Source organism: Streptomyces sp. SN-593 (assembly GCF_016756395.1).
In the GTDB taxonomy this organism is placed as follows: Bacteria; Actinomycetota; Actinomycetes; order Streptomycetales; family Streptomycetaceae; genus Actinacidiphila; species Actinacidiphila reveromycinica.
This window is the reverse complement of sequence record NZ_AP018365.1, coordinates 744,547-763,919: the sequence shown is the minus strand read 5'-3', so window position 1 is coordinate 763,919 and position 19,373 is coordinate 744,547. Positions and strand designations below refer to the sequence as shown.

Sequence of the window (19,373 nt, the reverse complement as noted above, 5' to 3'; positions counted from 1 at the left end):
GCAGCCGCAGCCGTAGTCGTGGCCCGGGCCGGAGGCCGCATCCGCGGCCGGCCTCCGCTCGGACCCCGGCTCAGCGCTCGGGTGTCCACCGGTGCAGCCGGTCGTGCCCGGCGAGGTCCCGGAAGTAGCGGTGCCGCGACCAGAGGGCGTGGTCCCCGATCACGACCAGCCTGCGGCGGGCCCGGGTGACCGCGACGTTCAGCAGGTTCGGCGTCCTGGCGGCCCAGTCGCGCGAACCCACCTGGCCCGCGCCGGTGCCGAGCACCAGGACCACGATGTCCGCCTCCTTGCCCTGCGTGGTGTGCACCGTCCCGTAGCGCCGACGGGAGAGGCGGCCGTCCGCGACCCGGCCGATACCGCCCACGACGTCGCGGAAGGGGCTGATGACGAAGAGCGACTCGTCGATCCGGCGCCTCAGCTCCCGGGCCCGGGCGTCCGCGGGCGCACCGGGGCCGGGGTCGGAGCCGGGGCCCGGGAGCAGGCTCCCGTCGTACGGTTCCCGCTGCATCGCGTCCGTGACGCGGTCCCTGACCAGGTCGAGGAACCACTCCAGGGCGCCCCCCTCCTCGGGGTTCCACTTCTCCTCGCCCGGCAGCGCGGGCACGTCCACCCAGACGCTCCGCGTCACCAGGGGGAAGTCGTCCTGGTCGCGCGAGACCCCGTAGACCATCATCCCGTCGTACGCGATGGTGTTGCTGACGTCGAACATCAGGCGGTCGCAGCGGCGGTGCACGCGCAGCGGCGAGCCGAGCCAGACCTGCCCGCCCTCGGAGTCGGCCAGCCAGGTGCCGTACGGGTTGAGCCGGTCGGCGAGGGTCTGCACCGAGGCCGCGGACGGCGCCCACCGGCGGTCCACCGAGAAGCGGGTGGCGAGCCGCCGCTGACCGGTCCACGGCAGGGTGACCACCGGTTCGAGCTGGAGCGGGTCGCCGACGACCACCGCGCGGCGTGTCCGCCACAGGGCGCCGACCACCTCCTGCGGCGCGGCCTGGCCCGCCTCGTCGACGAGCAGCCAGCCCAGCGCCTCGCCGCCCAGCCTGCCGAACATCCGCCCCATCGACGCGAAGGTCGTGGAGATCACCGGCACGACGAGGAAGAGCATCTGCCACGCGGCGAGCACCACCTGCGCCGGCAGGTCGGAGGGCGCCTGGCCGCCGACCACGTCCATGGTGGCCTGGAGGTTCCGGCGCAGCCGGTCGGGGGCGGCGGCCAGCAGCGCGCGGTGCAGGTCCAGGGCGGCCAGGAAGAGCGCGGAACGCGCCGCGGCGAACTCGGCGTCCATCCACGGAGCGGACAGCTCCCGCGCCTCCATCGCCTCCCGGTCGTCGGCGTCGGCCCGCCACTCGTCGCCCGGCACCGAGGCGCCCCACCGCCGGCGTGCCTCGGCCAGCCGCTGCCCCTCGGCCTCCCGCTCGCGCCGCCTGCGGTCCGCCTGCTCCCCGGCCTCGGCGACCGCGGCGACCTGCCGCGCGACGGCCTGCTCGCAGGCGGCCAGCCGGGACTGCGCGCCGCGGACGGCGGTCAGCGCCTCGTCCCGCGCGCCGCGTGCCGCCCGTGAGTCGGCGCGCCGGGTCGCACGGGACGCCTCCAGCGTGGTCAGCCGGGTGTCGGCGGTGGCGAGTCGGGCCGTGAGCAGGTCGCGCTCGGCCTCCCAGCGCCGCCCGGTCTCGGGCGAGAAGATCCGCCGGAGCAGACCGGGCCGCTGGGCGTTGTGGCCGTGCACGAGCGCCTCCGCCGACCTGACGTCCTGCGCGCCGAGCGCCGTCCTGGCGTCGGCCTCCTCCAGCAGGCGCCGGGCCTCGTCCAGCGCGTCCGTGCGGGCGGTGTGCTCGCGGCGGCGCTCGTCGAGGGCGGCCTCGCCGTGGCGCCTTTCCCGCTGGAGCAGGGCCAGGGCGTCCTGGGCGTCGGACATGTGGGCCAGCAGGCCCGCCAGGACCGCGTCCGGTGCGGCCAGCCGCGCGGCGAGGTCGGCGATCTCCTGCCGCCGCGCGGCCAGTTCGCGCACCCGGCGCCGGGCGGTGGAGAAGCGCCGCACCGCGTCGCTCCACGTCTCCCGCCCCAGCGGCGCCTCCTGGCCGGGGGCGTCCCCCGCGGCCTGCGGCCTCCTGGAGGAGCCGGGGACGTGGGCGATCTGCTGCTGGAGCATCTTCTGCAGGCCGGGAGGCCGCGGGGGAGCGGGCGCGCTCGGCGCCCGCCGCGGGCCCGGGACCTGCGGGGTGTTTCCCCACCAGAACCGCTGCACGAAGTCGGAGCGGTTGCTGCGCCGTCCCAGACGGGCGGCGATCGCCCCCCAGGCCGGCTCGCCGAGCGCGATGCCGGCGGGGCCGGAGAGGTAGTCCGCCTCCGCCTTCCACTCGTCGCCGACGGCCCGCGCGCCGGGAACCTCCAGCGTGACGTTCTCCACCGCGCCGTTGTTCGACGAGGCGATCACCATCTCGAAGCCGGTGAGGCCCGGAACCAGCGGATGGATGCTGCGCGGGTAGGTCTTGCCCGCGTTGTCCTCCACGCGCCAGGTGAACGGAGTTCGGGAGAAGGCGAGTTCGGGGCCGGGTAACTCCGCCAGCCGCTCGGCGCGCCGGACCACGACGGCGGCGATCAGGTCGCGCAGCATGGTCGTCTTCCCGGTGCCCGGCGGGCCGTTGACGGCGTAGACCCCGGTGCCGCCGTCCGCTCCGAGCGTGTCCATGATGCGGTTGACCGCGAACTGCTGGCTGAGGACCAGGGGTTTGTCGCTGTCCGCGGGCCATCGCCCGAGCGGCATCCGCGAGGGCCGGACCTGCTCCAGGACGGTCTCGGGCGCACGGCGCACGTCGTGGCGGGCATCGGCGTCCAGGTCCGCGTCCGCACGCAGGTAGCCGAGCAGCGCCTCACCGGCCCCGCCCGCCGCCACGGCCTCGGCGACCCGCTGGAGGTCGTCCGCGTAGAAGCTGTTGAGGAGGGTGTCGCCCACCGTCTCGTCCGCGTGCTTGGCCGAGACCCGGTAGCTCTTGACCCGGATCGCGTCGGGCCGCAGCACCGCGGCGACCCCCAACTGCTCGGCCACCCAGCGGGTGACGGCCGCCAGGTCGTGCACGTCGAGCACCTTCGTGCCCAGTTCGGCCGGCGGCTCCTGCGGCTCGGCGCCGCCGGCATCCGTGCCCTCGGTGTCCGCCGCCTCCGGCTCCGCCCCGTCGGGCCCGGCCGTGTCCCCGGAGCCGTCCTGGTCCGGCGTACCGTCCGCCATGCCGTCCGGCCGCCGCCCGCCGGAGGGCCGCTCGGCGCCCGCCACCAGGTCGGCCAGCCGGTCGGCCGCGGCGTCGATCAGCTCGCCGCCGGCCTGCTCGATCAGCTCGGTGGCCAGACCTCCCACCGGCCCGAGCCCGGCGCCGGCCGCGGCGGCCGCGGAGCTCAGGCCGCTCCGCGCCGCGGTCACCGCGAGCCGGGAGAACAGCCCGGCGACGGCGCCGAGTTCGGTGGAGGCGGCGCCCGGGCCGGTCGAAACCGTCCGGCGCTCGACCTCGACCTTCCCGTCGCCGAGGTCCAGCAGGCGCTGTAACAGCGCCGCGCTGTGCGACTCGAACCCGTCCAGCCAGTGCTCGTCCTGGGGCCCGGGGTCCAGGGTCCGGCCCACCGCCCAGGCGCAGGCGGACACGGTGGGGCTGTCCTTGATCAGCAGCCCCTCCGCGGTGACGGTGAAGCACAGGACGGCGCTGTCGCCGCTGATCCGGCCGTCGAGGTCCAGCTCGGCGTCCGGGGCGCGGAACGTCTCCAGCAGGAGGTCGCGCACCTTCTCCACCGCGAAGGTCCCGGCGTACACGGTGTGCTGCCACACGGTGTTCGGGCGGGACGGCGCCCGGCTGACCTCGGAGCCCGGTTCCCAGGGCAGGGGCCGGTGCGGGCGGACCGCGAACATGTCGGCACGCGGGTTGACCGGCTCGACCGTCGGTGGGCTGAAGTACTCCACGGCCCGCCAGTAGCGGAGGATGTCCGCCTGCCGCTCGTGCTCCGCCGTCGACCGCCTGCCGGTGCCCAACCAGTCCCCCTCGACCGTTGATCTCCGCTGATCTGCGGGCACGGTAGCAGAGCACGCGGCGACGGAGGCGGTCGCGCGGAAAGCCGCCGCCCCGGTGGGGGCGACGGCTTCCCGAGGTGTGCTCCGTGACGGGACTACGGGTAGCTGGTCACGGTGGAGGGGACGGTGGAGGTGCCCGACGTCGCCGAGCCGGTGTTGTTGATGACGTGGGCGTACTGGCCCATGCCGCCGAGCGAGATCACCAGCAGGTCGTGGAACTTGACCCCGGGCGTGTTCGGCGCCTCGAAGCCGTGGTCCTGCACGATCGACGGGTCCGCGGTGAAGTTGCAGTAGCTGCCGAGCCCCCAGCCCTCGTGGCTGGTGACGTTGTTGTCGACCTTGTAGGCGGCGTAACCGCGGGTGGTGCCGTTCTGGATGGCGGCCTGGTTGGGCGGATCGTAGGCGATCTCGTTCTGGAAGAAGATCGTCCTGCCGTTCTGGCCCGCCCACTCGACGTCGTACTTCTCGAAGTGCTCCACGAACAGGCCGGTCGCCAGCACGTTGTTGCCGTTGACCTTCAACCCCTCGTCGGCGGGGTTGGTGGTCCAGCCGACGCCCGCGCCGTGGTCGGCCCGCCACAGCCAGGTGTGGTCGATCACCACGTCGTTGCTGTTGATCTCGAAGGCGGTGGTCGCCTGGCCGGGGCCGGCGCCGCCGATCCGCGCGAACACGTCCTGGATCGTGGTCGGGTTGCTCGCGTGGCTCGCCGAGGAACCGGGCGCGCCGACCTGGAGGAGCTGGGCCGACTTGCCGGTGCCGGCGTCGATCAGGAAGCCGGCCAGCTTCACGCCGTCCACGTCGGCGACCTTCATCGCGTCCACCCCGTTGTCCGGGATGACCGTGGCGTAACCCAGGCCGAGCACCACGGTGTTGGCGCGGGTGACGTTGATCGGCTGGTCGACGTGGTAGATGCCCGGGGTGAGCACCAGGTTCAGGCCCTGCGCGAGCGCCGCGTTGATGGTCTCGGCGGAGACGCCGGGCTTGGCGACGTAGAACTGGGTCAGCGGGATCGAGGTGCCGGGCGTGTTCGGCCAGTCCACGCCGCTGGCGTTGGTGCGCATGTTCGGCACGAACACCTGGTAGTTGCCGCTGCCGTCGATGTACATGTACGGCTTGTCCCGCGACTCCGGGGTGGTGCCGAGCGTGGTGTAGACCGGGTTCGGGAAGCCCTGCGCGGGCGCGCCCTGGACACCGGAGAAGACCATGTTCCACACGCCGTTGGTCCAGCCGCCGATCGAGCTGTCCCGGGTGTACCACTGCTGCTGCGAGTACGGGCCGACGGTGCCGTCGATCTTGCTGTCGGCGATGTAGCCGCCGCTGGCCCAACCGTAGCCGTTGGGCGCGAGGTTGAGGCCGCCCTCGACGTGGATCCGGCGGAACGGCGCCGCCTGCGCGACCGCCCAGCGGTCGGTGCCGCTGACCGGCTTGATGGCCATGTTCTCCACGCTGCGCCAGAAGTTCTGCGTGGCGTTGCCGTTGAACCAGCCGGCGTCCACGGTCATGTCGCCGTTGATCTGGACGTCGTCGGGGTTCTTGCCCAGGCCGGAGACCGACGTGTAGAAGCCGATCTGGTCGTTGATGTTGTTGTACGTGCCCGGCTTGAAGAACACCTGGTAGCGGGCGTCACCGAACTGGTTGCTCTCCTGCTGGGCGAAGATCGCGTCGAGCTGGCTCTGGATGTTCGGCGTCGAGGGGTCGAAGACCTTCACGTTGGGGCCGAGGTCGCCGCCGCCCGTGATCGGGCCGGTGCCGCCGCCGCCCGTGGTGCCGCCGGAGCCGCCGGAGCCGGCGGTGCCGTAGACCTGGAACTCCCAGAGCGAGTAGCCGTACCCGGTGGAGCGCGCGGTCCCGTACATCCGGACATAGCGCCCGGAACCGTTTACGGAAACCGTCTGCGTGCCGCCGGTCCCGGTCGTGGTGGAGTACGCGTCGGTCCAGGTCGAGCCGTCCGAGGAGAGCTGGATCTTGAAGGCGGTGGCGTACGCCGTCTCCCAGTTGAGGGTGACCGAGCTGACCGTCGCGGTGGCGCCGAGGTCGACCTCGAGCCACTGCGGGTCGGAGAAGGCGCTGGACCAGCGGGTTCCGGTGTTGCCGTCGACCGCCGCGGAGGCGGGCGTGCCGCTGTTCTCGGTGGAGGAGGCGGTCGCGGTCTTTCCCTGCGAGAGCAGGGTGCCGGCCGCGTGCGCGGACCGCATCGGCACGAACAGCAGCAGCGACGCGAGCAGCGCGGTGACCACCGCGGCCACGATGTTGCGCCGTCTGCGCCGGTCCGCGGCAGCCGCGGGTCTCAGCGCCACCGCGCCGGTGGGGGGAGGAAGCATGGGCGACTCTCCTGATTCCAGGGTGGGGGTGAAGGTGCCGAACTGCGGGCGGGCGCCGACCGGTTGACCGATGAGAGCGCTCTCCCACCGCACACCGGAATGTTTCTCCCTGTGTTTCACCCATGTCAAGAGTTGTGCGCGGAGCCGGTACCGGAATACGCGCGGGCGCCGCGTGCGGACCGCGGATCGGGGATGTGTCTTCGGTTCGTGAACACAACGCGCCGCGCCCGCTGCGGAGTTGCTTCAAGGTCCGACGCGCGGCGGGTACGGCGAGGGGCCGCCCCGGAGACTTCCGGGACGGCCCCTGTCAGACCCCGCGGAGCGGGCCGGCGTCAGGCCGCCGAGCGCGAGGCGCGGTGCCGGCGGGCGTAGTACAGCGCGCCGCCGCCGACCACCAGGACGCCCGCGGTGATGCCGAGCGGCAGCGCCGGGGACGGGCTGCCGGTCGCCGCGAGCTGCGTGGACGGGGCGTTGCCGCCGCCGGTGGTGCCCGAGGTGCCGCCGGAGCCGCCGGTGCCGCCGTGGCCGGGCTGGGTGGGCTTGCCCGGGGAGGTCGGGTGGGTGGAGCTGATCGGCTTGACCGACTTCACCGACCCGTTGGTGTTCAGCAGCACCTGCTCGTTGTTCGGGTGCTTGAAGTCGAAGGCGTTGGTGAGGGTGTTCGCGCGGGAGTCGAAGGAGCCGTCGCCGATCCGGCCGGTCTTCCAGTTGTCCTCGATGAACTTCGTGATCGACGCCTGCTCGGTCTGCGTGTGGTCGACCGAGTTCACCTTGCTGTAGGGCGAGATGACCAGCAGCGGCTGCCGGGTGCCGGGGCCGCAGCGGTCGTCGTAGCCCTGCGCGGCGGCCGGGGCGGCCTGGCAGGCCGGGCTGTCGGCGGCCTTGTTGTTGGAGCCGACCGTGGTGTCCTTGGAGCCGTTGCTCGGCACCGCGTACGCGTGGTCGTACCAGCCGTCGGAGTCGTCGTAGGCCACCACGATCGCGGTGTCCTTCCAGTCCGCGGAGGACTGGATCGCGTTGATCTCCTTGATCAGGAAGTTCTGCTCGTCGGTCGGGTCGGAGTAGGCGGCGTGGCCGTCCTGGTACTCGGCCGCCTTGAGGAAGCTGACGGCGGGCAGGTCACCGGCCTTGAGCGCCGAGTCGAAGTCGGTCAGGTCGTAGTTGTGGTTCGCCTGGCCGTCGTGGCCGATCTCCGCCGTGTTCTTCGGGGGCAGGTGGTGCGGGTTGGACGTCGACGCGTAGTACTGGAACGGCGAGTGGTGCGCGCTGTAGTCGACCGAGGAGGTGCCGGCGACGTTGGCGTGCGTGTCGCCCTGGCAACTGGCGTAGTCGCCCTGCTTGCCGTCCCACGCCGTGGACGGGCGGAAGCCGCCCTGGAACCAGCCCCACGTGACGTTCTTGGAGTTCAGCAGGTCACCGACGTTCTTGCCGGTCATCTTGGCGAGCGCGTTGGTGCTGGTGTGGCTGTTGTCCGAGCAGTCGTCGTAGGCCGGGTCGGGGTCGTTGGCGACGGTGCCGACACCCTGGGCGTCGGGGGAGACCACGGTGTACGAGTCGGGCGTGGCGGTCTGCTTCGGGTGCTCGGTGCCGGAGGCCGGGTCGACCGAGACGACGCCGTGCGTCTGGCCGGAGACCAGGTTGAGCGCGCCGGGCGTGGAGGGGCCGTAGTTGGAGCTGTAGGAGTTGTCGCCGAGCGAGTAGTGCTGGGCGTAGTTCCACAGCCCCGTGACGGTGTTGCCGTCGTAGTAGTCCATCACCAGGCCGGGCTGGTAGTACAGGCCGCCCGAGCACTTGCCGGAGTCGGTGTTCTGGACGTACTGGTCGGCCTTGCCGCCGTTCGCGGCGTACTGCTCCGGGCCGTAGGAGTGGTTCTGGTCGCAGGTGACGGCCTCGTCCGGGCTCAGCCGCTGCGGCGCGTACTGGTTGGGGTTCTTGGCGACCAGGCCCGCGTGCGCGGCGGTGTCGATGTTCTTCGGGGTGTTCTTCGCCGCGGTGAAGGTGGTGCCGTCGGTGTTGGCGGCCTTCGGGTAGGTCGCGAAGTAGTGGTCGAACGACACGTTCTCGTCGAAGAGGACCACCAGGTGCTTGATCGGCGTGGTCGTGCTGCTGCTCCCGCTGCCGCCGCCCTGGCCGGCGGAGTCGGCCCGGGCAGGTGCCGTGCCGCCCAGCAGTACGAGCGCCGCCGCTCCGGCGCACGCCCCCCAGCGCGCGGCCCGCCCCCGCGAACCCCCTCGTGACCTGCTCGTTCTGCCTGTGGTGCTCATGTTGCCTCAGCCTCCGCTGTGTGGTGCCTACGCGTGCCATGTGTCGAATCGCGCACGGCGTCGAACGCGATCGTCGAGCTGGGCCGCGACATGACAACGGCCCGGTGGTGGCTCCCCGGTGAACAGCGGGGGGCGGTTCGGTGTGCGGGTCCGGGACCGGCGGCCCCGGCACCGGTTCAGGCCAGCAGGGTGCTGCCGAGCCAGTCGCCGCGGTCCCGCACGCCCGGCAGCGCGAAGAAGTAGCCGCCGCCGAACGGTGTGATGTAGTCCACCAGCGGTTCGCCCGCCAGCCGCTTCTGCACCGCGGCGAACTGCCGCTCCAGGTCCTGCTGGTAGCAGACGAAGATCAGCCCCATGTCGAGGTTGCCGTCGTTGTCCATGCCCCGGTCGTAGTTGTAGCCGCGGCGCAGGATGCGGGAGTCGTCGGTCTTCGCGGTGCGCGGGTTGGCCACCCTGATGTGGCTGTCCAGCGGGATCACGTCGCCCATCGGGTCCTGCGCGTACTTCGGCGTGTCGAACTCGCCCGCGCCGTCCAGCGGCGCGCCGGTGTCCCGGGCCCGGCCGAACATCCGCTCCTGCTCGGTGATGGAGACCCGGTCCCAGAACTCCACCAGCATCCGGATCAGCCGCACCACCTGGTACGACCCTCCGGACGTCCAGGCCGGCTCGCCGCCCCCGCCGGTCCACAGCAGCCGCTTCGCGACGGCCGGGTCGGTGATGTCCGGGTTGGCGGTGCCGTCCTTGAAGCCGAGGTGGTTGCGGGGGGTGCCGCTGGGGCGGGGCGGGCTGGTGAAGCCGTCCATCCGCCAGCGCACCTGCATGCCGCCGCGGGTGTGCCGGGCGATGTCGCGCAGTGCGTGCAGCACGGTGTCCGGGTGCGGGGCGCTGAGCTGGAGGCTCAGGTCGCCGTGGCACCAGTCCGGTTGCAGGTCGTCGTCCTCGAACGCCGGCATCGTGGTCAGCCGCAGCGGCTTGCGGTCCGCCAGCCCGAACCGGTCGTCGAAGAGCGACGCGCCGACCCCGGTGGTGACCGTCAGCCCGTCGCCGGGCACCCGCGGGCCGAGCGTGCCGCTGTCCGAGGGCGAGTCGGTGATGCCCAGCGCCGCCGGGGTCCCGCCGGAGGTCAGGAACCGGGCCCGCTCGGTGACGGTGTGCAGCAACTCGACCAGCTCGCGCCGGTCGGCCGCGGTGACGTCGAAGGACAGGAACACGCTGGACGCCTGGACGGCCTGGGTGATGCCGGCCTGGTGCGGGCCGTGGAACGGCGCCGCCTGCCCGGCGGCCGGCGCCGGCGTCGCGGCCGCCGCGCTCGATCCGGCCAGCGCGGCCGCGCCGCCCGCCACCGCGCCGACGGCCCCGACGCCGACCGCCGCGCCGCGCAGGAAACCGCGCCGCCGCAGCTCGCCGCCGGCCGGGCCGTGGGTGTCGGTCGTCATACCGTCCTCCGTACGTCGAAGATCGCCGCCACCGGGGCGAGTCGTTCCAGCAGGTCGCCGAAGTCGGCGTCGACCTGCTCGCGCTGGGCGCGGGTCAGTCCGGCCACCGGCGTCCACCTGCCGTCGTGGTCGAGGGACGCGAGGTAGGTCTGGGCGCGGTCGAGCGAGGCGTCGAGCTGCGCGAGTCCGGAGTCACGGGCGGCCAGCAGCGGGCGCAGCTCCGCCAGGATCTCCCGGGTGCCGTCGATGTTCGCCGACGCGGTGGCCAGGTTGGTGCCGCTGCCGTAGTCGGTGCGGGCGGTCAGCTCGAACTGCTCGGCGTTCTCGATGATCTCGTGCGCGCGCAGGCCCATGTTCGCCGGATCCATCTGCTGCGTGGCCCACTGCGACGTGAGTGCCTTCACGGCCTTGTCGAGCGTCGCCGCCTGCCCGCGCAGGGACGCCGCGGACGCCCCGTGCCACAGCCCGTACTCGATCCGGTGGAAACCGGTGAAGTCCGGGTCGGCGGACGGGTTCTGGCCGATCGCCGTGGTGCCGTTGATCACGCCGTCCGCGTCGCCGAACGTGTCGTAGGCCGCGCCCATCCGCTCGTAGACGAGGTGGCCGGTGAGCCAGTCGCGGCGGGCGGCGGCCAGGTCACCGTGGTCGATGTCGGACGTCAACGCAGCGGTGTCGGTGGAGAGTTCGGCCATCCGGGCCTTGATCCACCTCTGGTAGTCCAGGGTCGGCGGGATCAGGTCGTGCACCGTGACCGGGAGGGAGGACGGTCCCTGCGGGACCTTGCCCGGGACCGTCACGGTGGGGCCGGTGACCGCGTCGGTGTCCTCCTGCTGGCACTCGAACGCGTACCGCCCGCTGCCGAGGTCCACGACCATCGACCGGGTCGCGCCCGGGGCCAGCCCCTCGATCTCCGCGTACAGCCTTCCGGTCGCGGGGTCCTTGAGGTAGACCTCGGTGGCGTTCGCGGCGGAGTTGTGCAGGTCGAACGCCTGCGTTCCGGCGCGGGGCCGCTGCGCGGCGCCCCAGCCCCGGCCGCAGGTGCTCGTCGAGACGTCGACGGCGGTGTGCCGGAGGCCGTCCGGGGCCGTCGCGGTCGCCGGGTGCGTGGCGCCGCGGCCGCCCCCGGCGGCCAGGACGCCCGCGGTGACCGCGGCGGCGACGGCGACGGCTGCGCCGGCCACGGTCCAGCCGCGCGCGGCGCGCCGGCGGGGCTCGGCGGGGGTGTCCGCGCCGGAGAGCATGGCGGCGACGCCGGTGTCGGCGTCCCCGCCGGTGCGGGTGCGGGTGTCGCCGTCCGTGTCGTTCTCCGGGCCGGTGAGGGCCCCGGTGTCGGCAGCGGCACGGGCGGCCGTACCGGTGTCGGCGTCCCAGTCGGTGCGGGTGCGGGTGTCGCCGTTCGGGGCCGTACGGGCATTAGTGCTGGTGTCGGTGTCGGTGTCGGTGTCGGTGTCGGCGCGCGCACCTGCGCCGGGTTCGGGGCTGGACGCGGTCTCGGTGAGGGCGCCGGTGTCGGCAGTGGCACAGGCGGCCGTACCGGTGTCGGCGTCCCCGCCGGTGCGGGTGTCGGTGTCTCCGTCCGAGTCCGTGCGGGCATCGGTGCCGGTGCCGGTCCCGGTGTCGGCGCGCGCACCCGCGCCGGGTTCGGGGCCGGATGCGGTCTCGGTGTGGGCGTCGGTGTCGTCCTCAGCGGTGTCGGTGTCCTCGGCGGCGCGGGCGGGCGCGTCGTCCCCGGCCGCCGCGTCCGGGCCGGGGCCCTGCCGGTCGGCGGGCCGCCGCTCCGGTCCGGCCGGTCCGGCCGCCGGCGTTACGCCGTCGGGCGGCACGGCAGCCGTCTCGCCCGCCGGCGCACCGCCCTCGGGCGCGGACTCGCGGTGGGCGTCGGCGTCAGCGTTGGCGTCGGCCTCGGCGCCGGCCGCCGGGACGGGTTCGGGTTCGGGTGCGGGTTCGGCGGGCACACCGGACCTCCGGGAAATCGGTGCAGCAGGACGTGACGCCGACATGCTAAACATGCGGTGGCAGGCCCTCCCACCTGCGGAAAGGCCAGGAGCCCACAATTCGCCCGCAGTTCATCCGCGCGTCATCGGCGGGCCGCCGGCCGCCCGGCTCGGCGCCGTCCGGCGGCGTCACGTGCAGGACGGCACCGCCGAGAGGTTCTGCACGTGGCGCGCGGCGACGTAGCCGGGGCGGCCGTCGCCCAGCAGGTACCACAGCGTGTTTCCGTCGACGCTCTGGCCCACGGCCTTGCAGTGCAGCGCGACCACGGCGCCGGACCGGAGCGATCCGAGGGAGCCCGAGGCGGACGTCGCCTTCTCACGGACGGTCAGCGGAAGGCGCGACACCACCCGGCCCTGCGGCTCGGCCGCCGCGAACGTCTGCTGGTCCCCGGCGGAGGAGGGCGCCTGCTGGTCGGTGTCGGCCCGGGGCCGCCGGTCGGCGGAAGGCGGCGCCTGCCGGCCCCGGTGGTCGGGCGCGGGGGCACTCGCGCCCGTGCCGGTGCCGGCCGGCCGCGCGGGCCGGGGAGCCACCGCGTACGCGGACGTCGCGGCGAGCAGGCCGCAGCCCGCGATCAGCAGACCGGCGATGCCGGTCGTGACGCGGTGCCTGGCGTGCGCTGGGTACATGGCGGCCCTCTTTCCGGAAGCGCGGCGGTCCCGTGTGCCCCTCCTTCATGGCACGCGGGACCGCCGAACCGGTCCAGGAAAACGGCCCGTCCACCCGGATGGACCACGAATGGCCCCGGCCGGCCGACGCCGGCGCCGGGGCCCGCCGGCGCGGACGTCAGCCGCAGGTCAGCACGCCCGCGTTGTGCTTGGCGGTCAGTACCCGGCGTACGCTCGCCGCCACGTCGGCGCGGAACGAGGAACTGGCCGACATCCGGCTGAGCACCGCCGAGGTCATCGGGGCGATGTCGCTGGGCCGGACGGTCAGCACCACGTCGCCGCCGGCCGTGATGAAGTCCACCGCGCGCTGCGCCGGGGTGTGGTCGGCGACGGCGGCGGCGTTCCCCAGGTCGTCGGAGATGACCGCGCCCTTGAAGCCGAGCTTGCCGCGCAGCAGCGTGCGGATCACGGCCGAGGAGAAGGCGGCCTGGTGGTCAGGGTCGATCCGGGTATAGATCGCCGAGGAGACCATCACGAACGGCGTGCCCGCCTGGATGCCGGCCCGGAAGGGCTGGAGGTACGCGTCGTCGGTCGTGGTCACCGAGTCGGTGACGCCCGCGGTGAAGTCGGTGTTGCCGCTGGAACGGCCCAGGCCCGGGAAGTGCTTGATGGACGGCACCACGCCGGCCTGGCGCATGCCGCGCAGGAACGCGGTGCTGTGCGAGGCGACCGTCGAGGGGTCGGTGCCGTACTCCCGGTCCAGCTTGCCGATCGGCGCGTTCACCGCCACCTGGTCCGCCGGGACGGTGTCCGCGACGGGCGCGAGGTTCATGTTGACCCCGGCGGAGGCCAGTTGGCGGCCCCACGTGGCGGCGTCGGACTGGAGGGTCGCGGCGGACCGCGTGCCCTGCGTCACCGCGCTGGGGATGGTGCTGAAGCCGGGCCCGTTGAGCACCTGGACCTGGCCGCCCTCCTGGTCGGTGGAGACGAACATCCCCAGCGACACGCCCCGCACGGGGGAGGCCAGGGCGCGCACCTTGGCGGTGACCGCCTTCACGGCGGCGGTGCCCTGCGTGGTGCGGCCCTGGAGGAAGACCGAGCCCGTCCTGCCGGCCGTGATCGCCTGCGCCTGGGCTGTCGTCATGCCGGTGCTGGAGACCGCGGTCATGAAGAGCTGGCCGACCCGCTGGGCGCTCGTCATCGCGTTGTACGCCCGGTCCACGCAGCTCGCCGCCGACGTGGTCGTCGGCTGCTGCGAGGTGGTGGGCGGCGGCGCCGCCGTGGTGGTGCGCGACGGGCTCGCGGACGTGCTGCCCGACGTCGTGGGGCTGCCGCTGCCGGCCGACGACGACGCGGACGTCGCGTCGGAGGTGGTCGAGCCGGGCGACGGCTGGCCGTTTCCGCAGCCGGCGACGGCCACGAGCAGGCCCGCCACGAGCGCCCCGCGGCGCATGCGTGCGGAGTACGGCGGTCTGTCGGCGGAAGAATGCTGCGGGTGCTTGCGCACTGCGGAACCTCACCTCATGGGGTCGGTCGACGGAACGGTCCTGCGGGTTCATGATCCCCCAGCGGCGTCACTTGTTCCCCACCGGCCTCTCTGGAAACGGCCACCCGGGTGAGAACGGAGGATCTGGTTCCGCGGGCGTGCGGGGCACCGGGGTGGAGCCGGTGAAGCGGGGCAGCCGGTACGGCGGGGCCGCAGGAGCCCCGCGGCGCGGGTCACCCGGTGCGCGGCACGGCTCAGGGCACGGTGGCCGCGGCGACCCGCCGGAAGCGCCGCACACGCGAGTGGAGCCGGCCGGTGTGAGACTGGCCGGCAAGGAGGTGAGCTCCATGGCGACGTCCGCCCCGGACCCGTCCCCGGTCGACGGCCGCACGATCACCACCGATGTGCCGGCCAGACTCGACCGGCTGCCGTGGTCGCGCTGGCACTGGATGATCGTGGTCGGCCTGGGCACGGTCTGGATCCTCGACGGCCTGGAAGTCACCATCGTCGGCAACATCGCCGGGCGGCTGTCCGAGCCCGGCTCCGGGCTGTCCATCACGTCCTCGCAGATCACCGGGCTCGCGGCCGCCCTCTACGTGACCGGCGCGTGTGTCGGCGCGCTCTTCTTCGGGTGGCTGACGGACCGGTTCGGCCGCAGGAAGCTGTTCATGGTGACCCTCGCGGTGTACCTGGGCGCCACCGCGATGACCGCGCTGTCCTTCGCGCCGTGGTGGTTCTTCACCTTCCGCTTCCTGACCGGCTTCGGCATCGGCGGGGAGTACGCGGCGATCAACTCCGCGATCGACGAGCTGATCCCGTCGAAGTACCGCGGCCGGGTGGACCTGAGCATCAACGGCAGCTACTGGCTCGGCGCGATCGGCGGTTCGCTGCTGTCCATCGTGGCGCTGAACACCGGCGTCTTCGCCAAGGACGTCGGCTGGCGGCTGACCTTCGCGCTCGGCGTGGTGCTCGGCCTGGTCATCCTGCTGGTGCGCCGGCACGTGCCGGAGAGCCCGCGCTGGCAGTTCATCCACGGCTACGGCGACGAGGCCGACCAGCTCGTCTCCGACGTCGAGCGGCAGGTCGAGGCGGAGAAGGGGACCCGGCTGCCGCGCGCCGACCGCGAGATGGCCATCCACCAGCGCCGGAGCATCGGCTTCGGACTGATCGCGAAGACCGTCTTCCTGAAGTACCCCAGGCGCGCCACGCTCGGCCTGTCCCTGTTCATCGGGCAGGCGTTCCTCTACAACGCCATCACCTTCGGGTTCGGCACGATCCTCATCACCTTCTACGGCGTCGACTCCGGCCACACCGGCTACTACTTCGCGGTGATCGCCGCCGGCAACCTGTGCGGCGCGGTGCTGCTCAGCCCGCTCTTCGACCTCGTCGGCCGGCGGATCATGATCAGCGGGACGTACCTGCTGTCCGGCGTCCTGCTCTTCCTCACCGCGTGGCTGTTCCACCGCGGCTCGCTGGACGCCACCACGCTGACCGTCTGCTGGTGCGTGGTGCTCTTCTTCGCCTCGGCCGGGGCCAGCAGCGCCTACCTGACGGTGTCGGAGATCTTCCCGATGGAGACCCGCGCGATGGCGATCGCCTTCTTCTACGCGGTCGGTACGGCGGCCGGCGGCATCACCGGCCCGCTGGTCTTCTCCGACCTCACCTCCTCGGGGAAGGTGGGCGACACCGTGCTGGCGTTCTGCATCGGCGCGGCCCTGATGTGCGCGGGCGGGCTGGTGGCGGCGGTCTTCGCGGTCAACGCCGAGCAGAAGTCCCTGGAGGACATCGCGACGCCGCTCTCCTCGGCCGGCCCGGCGACGGCGGCGTCGCCGACCGGCACGCCGCGGGCGTCGAGCGGTCCGGCGTGACCCGCCCCGATCCGGCGTGAACCCCCCCGCCCCGGCCCGGCGCTCACCGGGCCGGGGCGCGGCATGCGCGCGTGGGGCGAGGGCGCGGGTGCGGGGGAGGTGCGGCACGCTGCGCGGGCGCGGGCGCGGGCGTGGTGGGTGCGGGCGTGGGGTGCGGGCAAACGACGGGGGCCGGGTACGGGCTCGCGGCCCGCACCCGGCCCCCGGCCGGAAGAACGTCCTCCTACTGCACCAGCATGCCCGCGCGCAGCTTCTTCACGATCCGGCTCAGCAACCGGGAGACGTGCATCTGGGAGTATCCCAGCACCTCGCCGATCTGGGACTGGGTCATCTCCTCCACGAAGCGCATCCGCAGCAGGTCGCGGTCGCGGTCGGAGAGTTCGGCGACCAGCGGCGCCAGGCTGCCCAGGTTCTCGATCAGCTCCATCGTCGGGTCGCAGTCGCCGATGGTGTCGGCGAGGGTGCGGCCGTCGCTGTCGGGACCCGCGTCGCTGTCGGACCAGGGGATGTCGAGCGATCCGGCGGTGTAGCCGTTCGCCGCGACCAGGCCCTCCAGCACCTCGTTCTCGGTCAGTTCCAGGTGGGCGGCCAGCTCCGGCACCGTGGGGTCGCGGTCGAGCAGCAGCGCCAGGTGCTCCTTCGCCTTGCTCAGCTCGACCCGCAGCTCCTGGAGCCGCCGCGGCACGTGCACCGCCCACGAGGTGTCGCGGAAGAACCGCTTCATCTCGCCGACGATGTACGGGATCGCGAAGGTGGTGAACTCCGTCTCCCGGGACAGGTCGAACCGGTCGATCGCCTTGATCAGCCCGATCGTGCCGACCTGGATGATCTCCTCCCGGTCGGTGCCCGGGCGGTTCCGGTAGCGGCCGGCCGCGAAGTGCACCAGCGCCAGGTTCATCTCGATCAGGGTGTTCCGGGCGTAGCTGTAGGCGTGGGTCCCCTCCTCCAGTTCCTGGAGTCGGTCGAAGAAGAGTTTCGAGAGCACGCGCGCGTCCTGCGGGGCAACCGCGGTCGCGTCTTCGATCCAGGGGAGCCCGCCGGGCGCCTCCTGGTGGGCCGAACCCGCCTGCCGCAGGCAGGTCGCGGTCCCGCTTGTGCTACTCGACTGCTGCGCATTCGCGGTCACGTCATCGCCTCGCACTTGTAGGACGGTCAACCGCCTCCTGCCCCCCGACCGCCGACGTATTCCTCTTTTTTTCGCGGAGGTTCGAAACGGTCCCCGCCAACACGTCCGCGCGCCCGTGCGGTTCGGCACGGGAGGGGACGGACGGACGGCGGAACGCGCGGCAGGGCCGGGGGAGGGCGCGGATCAGAGGTACTTCGGCAGCCACTCCAGGCGCAGGGCCTCGTGGTGGGCGCCGCCGCCCTCGTGGCCGTTGAAGTCGTAGACCTCGATGGTGCGGTCCTCGTGGCCGTAGCCGTTGAACGCGGCGAAGACCGTGGAGGGCGGGCAGGTCGCGTCCAGCAGGGCGGTGGAGAACAGCGCGGGCGCCCGGCCGCGGGCGGCGAAGTGCACGTTGTCGAAGTAGGCGAGGGTGCCGAAGGCCCGCTCGCGCTCGGGGCGGTGGGTGGACAGGTAGGACGCGACCTCGCGGTAGGGGAACGCGTCGGTGATCCGGACTGCCCGCGGCAGGTCGCACAGGAACGGCACGTCGGGCGCGACCGCGACGAGGTCGGGCACCAGGCCGCCGACCGCGATGCTCAGCCCGCCGCCCTGGCTGACGCCGGTCACCACCGTGCGGGAGGCGTCGGCCAGCGGGTGGGTACGGGCCGCCTCCACCGCGCGCACGCCGTCGGTGATCACCCGGCGGTAGTAGAACTCGTCGCGGTCGGTGATGCCGCGGGTCAGGAAGCCGGGGGTCGCCGAACCCGAGCCCACCGGGTCGGGGGTGTCGCCGGTCGACCAGGAGCCGCCCTGCCCGCGGGTGTCCATCAGGAAGTGCGCGTACCCCGCGGAGGCCCAGGTCAGGCGCTCGTGCGGCAGGCCGCGCCCGCCGCCGTACCCGATGAACTCCACCACCACCGGCAGAGGTTCACGGGCACCGGCCGGCACCGTGAACCAGCCCTTGATCCGGTGCCCGTCGAAGCCGGAGAACTCCACGTCGAAGGTGTCCACGGTCCGCAGCGCCGTCGCGACCGGCTCGAACCGCGCGGCCAGGTCGTGGCCGCGGGCCTGCGCCAGGGTGTCGGCCCAGAAGCGGTCGAAGTCCGGTGGCTCGACCGACTCGCTGCGGTACGTCCTGAGCTGCTCTATCGGCATGTCGAACTGGGCCATCGGTGCGTTCCCCTCCGCGGCTGGTCACCACACGGTCCCGCATACCGTACTTGCCCGGACCGGCCCGTGGGGCCCGGGGCCGTACCCCCGCCGGGCGGGGGTACGGCAGGTGACGAGCGGGGTCATGCCTTCGGACCGCGCTCGGGGGCCGGCCGGCCTTGACCGGGGTCGGTGGTGCAGCCGCCCTTGCGGCAGTTCACGTCGGGGCAGGACATTCTCGGATCACCTCTTTTCTGCCAGGTCGTCGGGCACGCAGTCCAGGAACAGCTTGTCCACCCGCCGGCCCTGCCACAGCGCCGCGCTGCGCAGCCGGCCGGCGGTGCGGAAACCGGCCTTGAGGTAGGCGTTGACCGCGGCGGTGTGCGGGGCCAGCACCTCCAACCACACCGCGCTCAGCGACGCGATGGAGAACGCCCAGTCCAGCGTGAGTGCGGTGGCTTCGGCCGCGTAGCCCCGGCCGCGGTGCTCCGGGGCGATCACCAGGGTGAGTTCGGCGGTGTTGACCGCCTGGTCGACGTTGAGGGAGGTGGTGCCGACCGGCACCGCGCCCTCCGTGGTGACCACTTCGAAGAGCTGGTAGTGCCGCGAGGTGTGACTGCTCAGGAACCGGGCCCGGAACACCTCCCAGGACACCGGCCAGCGGGCGCCGAACCCGACGACCGTCGCCGGGTCGGTCTCCCACCGGTGGTAGTCCTGCATCATCTCTTCTCTCGCCAGCGCCAGTGCCAACCGCTCTCCTGCGCGCAGCGGCAGAGGTGCGGGGGGGTGGGGGGTGGTCATCACGTGTCGTCTCTCCCATACGTGTGCCCGGGGCCAGGGGGCCGCAGCCGTCCATAAAGCGTCATTCCGCTCCGGGCCCGCCGGGGCGGGATCGGCCGTATTGCCGCGTGCACCACGGGGTTGTGCTTGCCTGTGAGCCGGTCCCACGCGACCCACACGTGCACCGGTGCCCCATTCGTCAGTAAAAGCCCACCCCGGCGACTGCGGGGGGTCATGGACGGCAAACGGGTGGCAACCGGGGGCAACCGGGGGCAACGCGGCGACCTTGGCCGAATACGGGTCAACCGCACCG

At 73.1% G+C, this 19,373-nt stretch carries 11 protein-coding genes; 1 reads left to right on the top strand and 10 read right to left on the bottom strand.

Annotation, left to right across the window (positions count from 1 at the left end; genetic code table 11):
- Positions 1 to 70: 70 nt before the first annotated feature.
- From RVR_RS03205 to RVR_RS03175, 7 genes are all read right to left on the bottom strand, one after another.
- On the bottom strand, positions 71 to 4,054 hold the full coding sequence (locus RVR_RS03205; RefSeq protein WP_202232385.1) for a DEAD/DEAH box helicase: 3,984 nt from the start codon (positions 4,052 to 4,054) through the stop codon (positions 71 to 73).
- Positions 4,055 to 4,146: 92 nt separating this feature from the next.
- Positions 4,147 to 6,372 (bottom strand): discoidin domain-containing protein, encoded by a 2,226-nt coding sequence (locus tag RVR_RS03200; protein ID WP_202232384.1) that lies wholly within the window; start codon positions 6,370 to 6,372, stop codon positions 4,147 to 4,149.
- A 332-nt stretch (positions 6,373 to 6,704) separates the two neighbouring features.
- Complete coding sequence (locus tag RVR_RS03195) at positions 6,705 to 8,636, bottom strand: alkaline phosphatase family protein (protein WP_202232383.1); 1,932 nt, start codon at positions 8,634 to 8,636, stop codon at positions 6,705 to 6,707.
- A gap of 176 nt (positions 8,637 to 8,812) precedes the next feature.
- Positions 8,813 to 10,072, bottom strand: coding sequence for an iron uptake transporter deferrochelatase/peroxidase subunit (efeB, locus tag RVR_RS03190; RefSeq protein WP_202232382.1), 1,260 nt, complete (start codon positions 10,070 to 10,072; stop codon positions 8,813 to 8,815).
- On the bottom strand, positions 10,069 to 12,027 hold the full coding sequence (locus RVR_RS38845) for an imelysin family protein (protein WP_346731435.1): 1,959 nt from the start codon (positions 12,025 to 12,027) through the stop codon (positions 10,069 to 10,071). The genes efeB and RVR_RS38845 overlap by 4 nt, the downstream gene beginning before the upstream one ends.
- Positions 12,028 to 12,195: 168 nt before the next feature.
- Positions 12,196 to 12,693, bottom strand: a complete 498-nt coding sequence (locus RVR_RS03180; RefSeq protein ID WP_202232381.1) for an SH3 domain-containing protein — start codon at positions 12,691 to 12,693, stop codon at positions 12,196 to 12,198.
- Positions 12,694 to 12,850: 157 nt separating this feature from the next.
- Positions 12,851 to 14,125: a glycoside hydrolase family 3 protein gene (locus RVR_RS03175; protein WP_202232380.1), complete on the bottom strand. Its 1,275-nt coding sequence runs from the start codon at positions 14,123 to 14,125 to the stop codon at positions 12,851 to 12,853.
- A gap of 380 nt (positions 14,126 to 14,505) precedes the next feature.
- On the opposite strand from RVR_RS03175, the gene RVR_RS03170 reads away from it, so the two are divergent.
- The gene (locus tag RVR_RS03170; RefSeq protein ID WP_202232379.1) at positions 14,506 to 16,026 is read left to right on the top strand and encodes an MFS transporter; all 1,521 of its coding nucleotides are present in this window, start codon (positions 14,506 to 14,508) and stop codon (positions 16,024 to 16,026) included.
- 223 nt (positions 16,027 to 16,249) lie between these two features.
- On the opposite strand, the gene RVR_RS03165 is transcribed toward RVR_RS03170, so the two are convergent.
- The 3 genes from RVR_RS03165 to RVR_RS03155 form a co-directional block, all read right to left on the bottom strand.
- Positions 16,250 to 17,101, bottom strand: coding sequence for a SigB/SigF/SigG family RNA polymerase sigma factor (locus RVR_RS03165; protein ID WP_237405217.1), 852 nt, complete (start codon positions 17,099 to 17,101; stop codon positions 16,250 to 16,252).
- Positions 17,102 to 17,335: 234 nt separating this feature from the next.
- Positions 17,336 to 18,301, bottom strand: coding sequence for an acetylxylan esterase (locus RVR_RS03160; protein ID WP_202232377.1), 966 nt, complete (start codon positions 18,299 to 18,301; stop codon positions 17,336 to 17,338).
- Between the two features lie 222 nt (positions 18,302 to 18,523).
- The gene (locus RVR_RS03155; protein ID WP_202232376.1) at positions 18,524 to 19,081 is read right to left on the bottom strand and encodes a GNAT family N-acetyltransferase; all 558 of its coding nucleotides are present in this window, start codon (positions 19,079 to 19,081) and stop codon (positions 18,524 to 18,526) included.
- Positions 19,082 to 19,373: the final 292 nt, after the last annotated feature.